This is a genomic window from Protofrankia sp. CiP1_Cm_nod2 (genome assembly GCF_920664355.1).
GTDB lineage: Bacteria > Actinomycetota > Actinomycetes > Frankiales > Frankiaceae > Protofrankia.
Window position 1 is genome coordinate 1 of sequence record NZ_CAKKTL010000267.1, and the last position, 6520, is coordinate 6520.

Genomic DNA, 6520 nt, shown 5'->3' on the forward strand with positions numbered 1-6520 from the left:
AGCGTGGCCCAGCCCACGATCCGGATCCGGGCGGGCGGGGCGCCAGCGGTCCCGGCGGGCATCGGCCGCGACGCCGACCAGCGGGCCCCGCGGGACCGCGACGCCGACCGGTGGGCCGGCCGGGGTCAGGCGACCGGCTGGCAGGCCGGCCGGGACGCCGACGTGACCGCGCGGCGTGCGCTCGAGCCCGTGCCGGCCGCCCCGCCGCCGGCGGTGGACGGCACCCGCCGCCGGCGGCGTCGCCGGATCGCCGCCGCCGTCGTCGTGGCCGTGGCCGTCCCGGTGGCCGCCATCGTGGTCACCGTTCTGCTGATCAGCCGGCCGCCGCGACCAGACGTGATCATAACGGTGGCCGGCACCGGCGCCACGGGCTTCTCCGGCGACAACGGGCCGGCCACCGCGGCCGACCTGAGCAGGCCGGACGACCCGCTGGTGGACAGCACCGGTGCCGTCTACTTCACCGACACCGGCAACAACCGTATCCGCCGCATCGGCACCGACGGCGTCATCACCACCATCGCCGGCACCGGCACGTACGGCTACTCCGGCGACAACGGGCCCGCCGCCCAGGCCTACTTCGCCACGCCCACGGACGTGGCCCGGGACCGGGCCGGCAACCTCTACATCGCCGACACCGACAACAACCGTATCCGCCGCATCAACGTCGTCGGAACCGTCACCACCGTCGCCGGCACCGGCGTCGCGGGCTTCTCCGGCGACAACGGGCCGGCCAGCGCGGCCCAGCTGGCGAAACCGACCAGCGTGCTGGTGGACGCCGACGGCAACCTCTACATCGCCGACAGCGGCAACAACCGCATCCGCCGCATCGGCACCAACGACGTCATCACCACCGTCGCCGGCACCGGCGCACCCGGCTACTCCGGCGACGGCGGGCCGGCCACCGCGGCCCGGCTGGCCGGGCCCGGCGGCCTGGCGGCGGACACCGCCGGCAACCTCTACATCGCTGACAACGCCAACAACCGCGTCCGCCGCGTCAGCTCCGACGGCGTCATCACCACCATCGCCGGCACCGGCGTCGCGGGCTTCTCCGGCGACAACGGGCCGGCCACCGCGGCCCACCTGGCGAACCCGGGCAGTGTCGCGGTTGCCGGCGACGGGCGCCTCTACATCGCCGACACCGACAACAACCGGGTGCGCCGCATCGGCACCGACGGTGTCATCACCACCGTCGCCGGTATCGGCGCACCCGGCTACTCCGGCGACAACGGGCCGGCCACCGCGGCCCGCCTGTGCGATCCCAACGGCCTGGGGCTGGACGTGACCGAACGTTTCCTCTACATCACCGACAACTGCAACGACCGAATCCGCCGGGTGACGGCGACCGGTTAGAACCCCGGCTGGCCAGCACGGCTGCCATCCGTGAACACCCATCCGGAACCCGCGTCGGGCGTGTGTGTACGCCGCGTGTTTTCCGGTCCGGCGGGCGGCGGCGACGCGCGTGCCGCGATCTTTTTCCGACAGCCGACGGCTGTTATGCAGAGCGTCATTCATCTAGCCCGTCACTTGTACGGGCCGTCGCCTACGTGGCACATCACCCGTGCAGCTACGCACGGCTATGTGACCGGCGTCTCAGTATCCCGTACTCGGGGACGCTTCGCCGTGGGCGGCAGCCGTATTCTCCCGGAGCGTGTCCTCCTTCACCGAATCCGGTCCCGCCGGTCGTCGGACCACTGATTTCGTCCAGGTGCACGACGGCGCGTTCCGGCTCGCCGGCAGACGCTTCCGCTTCTGCGGCACCAACAACTACTACCTGCACTACAAAAGCCAACGGATGGCTGACAGCGTCCTGGCCGACGCCGCCGCGCTCGGCCTGCGGGTGGTCCGTTGCTGGGGCTTCCTCGACGGAACTCCGGCGGACGGCGTGGTACTGCAACCGGAGCCGTTCCGCTACGACGAGGACGGTTTCGAGCCGCTGGACCACGCGGTCTTCCGGGCCGGGCAGCTCGGGCTGCGGCTGGTGATCGCCCTGACGAACAACTGGCGCGACTTCGGGGGAATTCCCCAGTACGCCACGTGGTTCTCCGCCGGACACGACGACTTCTTCCGCCACCGCGCCATGAAGGAGTGCTACCGGGCCTGGGTGGCGCACGTGACCGGCCGGCGGAACCGGTACACGGGCGTCCCGTACAACCACGAACCGGCGGTGATGGCCTGGGAGCTGGCCAATGAGCCCCGCTGCCCGTCCGACCCGTCCGGGGACACCCTGACCGCCTGGGCCGACGAAATGAGCCGGTATGTCCGTAAACTGGCGCCCCGCCAGCTGGTCGCGGTCGGCGACGAAGGCTTCCACGGCCGTGCCGGCACGGCCGACTACCCGTCCTCCAACCAGGAGGGAGTGGTCTGGCACCGGCTCCTCGAGCTGCCCGCGATCGATTACGGGACATTTCATCTGCACCCCCAGCAATGGGGCGAAAAATCGCCGGGCTGGGGTGTCCGCTGGATTCACGACCACTTCCGGGAGGCCGCCGCGGCGGGCGTACCGGCGGTGCTGGAGGAATTCTCCTGGCGGGACGGCGGAACCGCCCGCGACACGGTCTACGCGGCCTGGACGGCCGCGGTCGAGGAAGCTGACGGTGACGGTGACCAGTTCTGGCTTCTCACCGGACGCGATGACGACGGCTCCCACTACCCCGACTACGACGGCCGCCGCGTGATCCACCCGTCGGCCACCGCCGCGCTTCTCGCCGGGCATGCCGAGCGAATGTCCCGTCCCGGCCGGGAGCTCCCGTCCCGGCCGGCGTAGCGTTCACCGCTCCGGGGCGGAACCCGGCCGGGCCGGGAATCCGGCCTCACGGCGGGACCGGTCACAGCCCGCTTGCAGGCCCCAGCCGCCTACGACGGCCGCCGTGCCGGCCCATGACGGCCCGCACCGGCCCAACGGCGCACCGGCCCATAGCGGTCGCACCGGCCTGGCGCAGGCCTGCGCCAGGCCGCGTCGGCCCAGGCCCGGGCGGGTCGCGCCGGCGCCTGGCCGGGCACCAGCGCCGACAACGGAATCACCACGAGGCACCACCGCCTACCCGCGCTGATACACACCGCGGGACCGCCGGTAAGCTACGGCGGCCGTCGTATCGCCGACGGTATACACCCGCTCCGGTCCGGCTGGCGTATTGTTTCGAGGACCGTGATCAGACTCCTGTGGGGGGAGCCGCGTGACCACGTCCGAACATCTCATACGTCGGGAATCCCTGGAGTGGGCCAACTCCGTCGCGCACGACACGATGCCGTTGACCGAATCCCGGGAACGGTCGGTATGGCGGCCCGGTTTCAGTTCGTTTCTGATCGGCTTCACGGTGTTCGGTGTCTTCGGATGGTGGGCCTGGGCCCGCGACCCCGATTTCGGCTTCATGGGCTGGATAGCGGCCGTGGTCTGGACGTTACCCATCGTAAACACCACCATCGGTATGTACGGAAGCGTGCGCACGGCCGTCCGGCTGCGCCGCGAGCGCAAACTACCGGTCACCGCGGCAATCGTGCGCGACCCACTGATCGTGGTCGTCCCGACGGTGGGGCGTCACGACACCTACCCCGCCCTCGAGCGGGTCGTCCGCTCCTTCTGCCGGTACCTGCCGGACTACTTCCCCCACCTGCGGGTGGACGTGGTCGTCGAGGAGGGCTGCGCCGCCCACGACCGGATCGCCGCGCTGGCGGCGACGGACCGCCTGATCCGCGTGGTGACCGTGCCCCGCGGCTACCGCACCCCGAACGGCACCCGGTTCAAGGCCCGCGCGAACCACTACGCCCACGAGCTGCGTTGCGCCGAGGGCGAGGCCAGGGAGGACGTGTGGGTGCTGCACATGGACGACGACACCGGCGTCAGCTCCGACACCGCCGAGGCCATGGCCCGTTTCCTCAACGCCCAGTGGCTGGCCGGGCAGAACGCCCGCCACCTCGCCCAGGGGGTGCTGAGCTACCCGCGGGAACACGCGGTGAACAGGCTGACCTGGCTGGCCGACGCGGTCCGCCCGAGCTGCGACATCAGCCTGTTCGCGGCCACCACCGGCCGCGGCGTGCCCCGCGCCGGGCTGCACGGGGAGCTGCTGCTGGTCCGGGCGTCGGTGGAGGCGGCCACCGGCTGGGACTTCGGGCCGCAGGCCATCGTCGAGGACGCCCAGTTCGCGCTGGTCTTCTGCGGCCGTCACCCCGGCGGCAGCGACTGGTTCCCCGGCCGCTCCTACGGCGCCTCCCCGGCCACCGTGGCCGACTTCATCCGGCAGCGGGAGCGCTGGTCCTGGGGGCTGTTCCGGCTGGCGTTCGACCGCGGCATCCCACTGCGCCACCGGCTGCTGCTGATGCACAACGTGCTGGTCTGGGCGTGCGGGCCGATCCAGCACCTGGGGCTGATCCTCCTGGTCGGCTCGTTGCTCGGGGACACCGACACCACCCCGGCCAGCGTCCTGCTGCTGCCCGTCTGGGCGGCCAACATGGCCTACAGCATCTGGCTCTACTGGGAAGGCCTGAAGATCAACGTATCGGCCTCGGCGGACTCGCGGCGCCGCTGGTGGGAGCCGCCCTGCCTGCTGCTGCTGATCCCGTTCTTCTCCCTGCTGGAGGCAATCGCGGTGTTCCGGGGGCTGGTCCGCTTCCTGCGGGGCGGCGAGTCCACCTTCAACGTGATCGCGAAACCGATGTGATCAGAATGGGCACGGCCGGCGCGACGCTGGCCGCCGTATTTGTCATGCTCACCGCGAGCACGGGCTGCGCCGCCTCGCCCCAGGACCGCACCCCCGCCTTCCACCCGGCCGCGCCACCGCCGGCCATCGCGACAGCCGGCCCGCGGGCGGATGCGGGGGCCGGCCTCGCGGTCGCCTACCCCTGGCAGCCCGGCCGGCCCGAGCTCGGCGTCCAGGTCTACTGGGACGACAATCCCGACGAGCCGGTCGAAACGGCCCGTGCCAAGGCCCGCCAGGTTGTCGACTACGTCGTCGGCCTGGAGGCCAACGCCCTGTGCGTCTCCTTCCCCTTCTTCACCGACACGGCCCGCTCCAACGCCGTCCACGGCGGCCGGACCACCCCCACGCCGGAGCGCCTCGGCATCCTCGTGGACGAGGCCAGACGCTCCGGCCTGCGCGTCACCCTGCGCCCGACGCTCGACGAGCGCACCCTGACCGCCGCCAACCCGTTGGACTGGCGCGGCACGATCAGGCCGGGTGACCGGGACGCCTGGTTCTCCTCCTACCGCCGCTTCCTCACGCCCTACCTGGTCCTTGCCGCGCGCACCGGCGTAGCCACCGTGGTGATCGGCACAGAGCTCAGCTCGCTGGAAGGCGACCCGCGCTGGACGGAGCTGGCCGGGTACGCCCGGACCCTGTTCCACGGCGAGACCGGGTACGCGTTCAACTGGGACACGTTCGTGCACACCACGGTGCGGCTGCCGGTGGACCGGACAGGGGTGGACGCCTACCCGGAGCTACAGCTGCCCGATGACGCCTCCGTGGCGGAGCTGGCCGCGGGCTGGCACTCCTGGCTGGACCGCCGGGCCCGCGGCCGGATGCCCAACCTGCTGCTGTACGAGGTGGGCGCTCCGGCGCAGGACGGCATCTACCGGCATCCGGCCAACCCGAACAACGGCGGCCCGGTCAACGAGCTCGTCCAGCAACGCTGGTTCGCCGCCGCCTGCCAGATGGCGCGGGAACGCTCCCTGGCCGGCCTGTACTGGTGGCGGGTGGACTTCCACGTCAATCCGGGCACCGTCGACCCGCTGCGGGACCGGCACGAGTCGTTCGCCGGCAGGGCCGCCGAACAGACGATCCGGGACTGCTTCTCGGGCTGGAGGGCGGTACGCTGAGCTCTTCCCCGTCACGTGCGGTCATCGGTGTGTCCGGTGTCGCGGTACTCGCGGTGATGTTGCAGAGTACCGGAGGATTCCGCGCGGAGCTGCTCGGGCCGGATCTTCTCCTCGCCGCCAGCGGCTACCTGACCACCCGCGTCCTGCTGGCCGCCTGCTCCCGGGCCACCGGAACGCGCGAACGGCACGGCCACGAACACGGCCACGAACACGGCCGCAGCCACGACCACGGTCACGGCCGTGCCGGCCCCGGCCTGGCCGGCGTCTACCGTGGCCATGTCAGGGAGCACGTCAAGCAGCGGCTCCCGCTGCTGCTGTTCACCCTCGTCGCCACCGTCGGGCTCGCCGTGCTGCTCAGCCCGCCCGGCCAGGCCCGGCAGCTCGGCCCACAGGCGGTCGCCGGCCTGGCGCACGTGGGGAACTGGTTCGACCTGGTGTCACGGAACTGGCTGGCCGGCGCCGGCGGCGACTGGTACGCCGACCGGCCCGCCCAGCTCGACCCGCTGGGCCTGCTGTGGCTGCTCGGCCTGGTCGAGCAGTTCGCCATCGCCGGTCCGCTGCTGCTGGTCGGCATCTGGTGGGCCTCCCGGCTGCTCGGCCGGCCGGGGCACACGGGCCGGACGGCCCGGACGGCGGGGCTGGCCGCGGCCGGCACCGTGCTGCTCGCCGCCGGCGCCTGCCTGGTCGGCCCGGCCCGGGCCGCCACCGGCG

At 72.3% G+C, this 6520-nt stretch carries 4 protein-coding genes and 1 pseudogene; all 5 read left to right on the forward strand.

Features of this window, described 5'->3' with window-relative positions; all coding sequences use genetic code 11:
* Nucleotides 1-1350: NHL repeat-containing protein (locus NBW84_RS21250; protein WP_250286737.1), on the forward strand; the 1350-nt coding region annotated here is incomplete at its 5' end.
* Nucleotides 1351-1705: 355 nt separating this feature from the next.
* Nucleotides 1706-2764, forward strand: coding sequence for a cellulase family glycosylhydrolase (locus tag NBW84_RS21255; RefSeq protein WP_250286739.1), 1059 nt, complete (start codon nt 1706-1708; stop codon nt 2762-2764).
* A 409-nt stretch (nt 2765-3173) separates the two neighbouring features.
* Nucleotides 3174-4655, forward strand: coding sequence for a glycosyltransferase family 2 protein (locus tag NBW84_RS21260; protein WP_250286740.1), 1482 nt, complete (start codon nt 3174-3176; stop codon nt 4653-4655).
* 5 nt (nt 4656-4660) lie between these two features.
* Nucleotides 4661-5809 carry a glycoside hydrolase family 113 gene (locus NBW84_RS21265; protein WP_250286742.1) on the forward strand — a complete coding sequence of 383 codons (1149 nt, stop codon included), beginning with the start codon at nt 4661-4663 and terminating at the stop codon, nt 5807-5809.
* Between the two features lie 29 nt (nt 5810-5838).
* Nucleotides 5839-6520: pseudogene (locus tag NBW84_RS21270) on the forward strand (hypothetical protein); the annotation flags it as partial.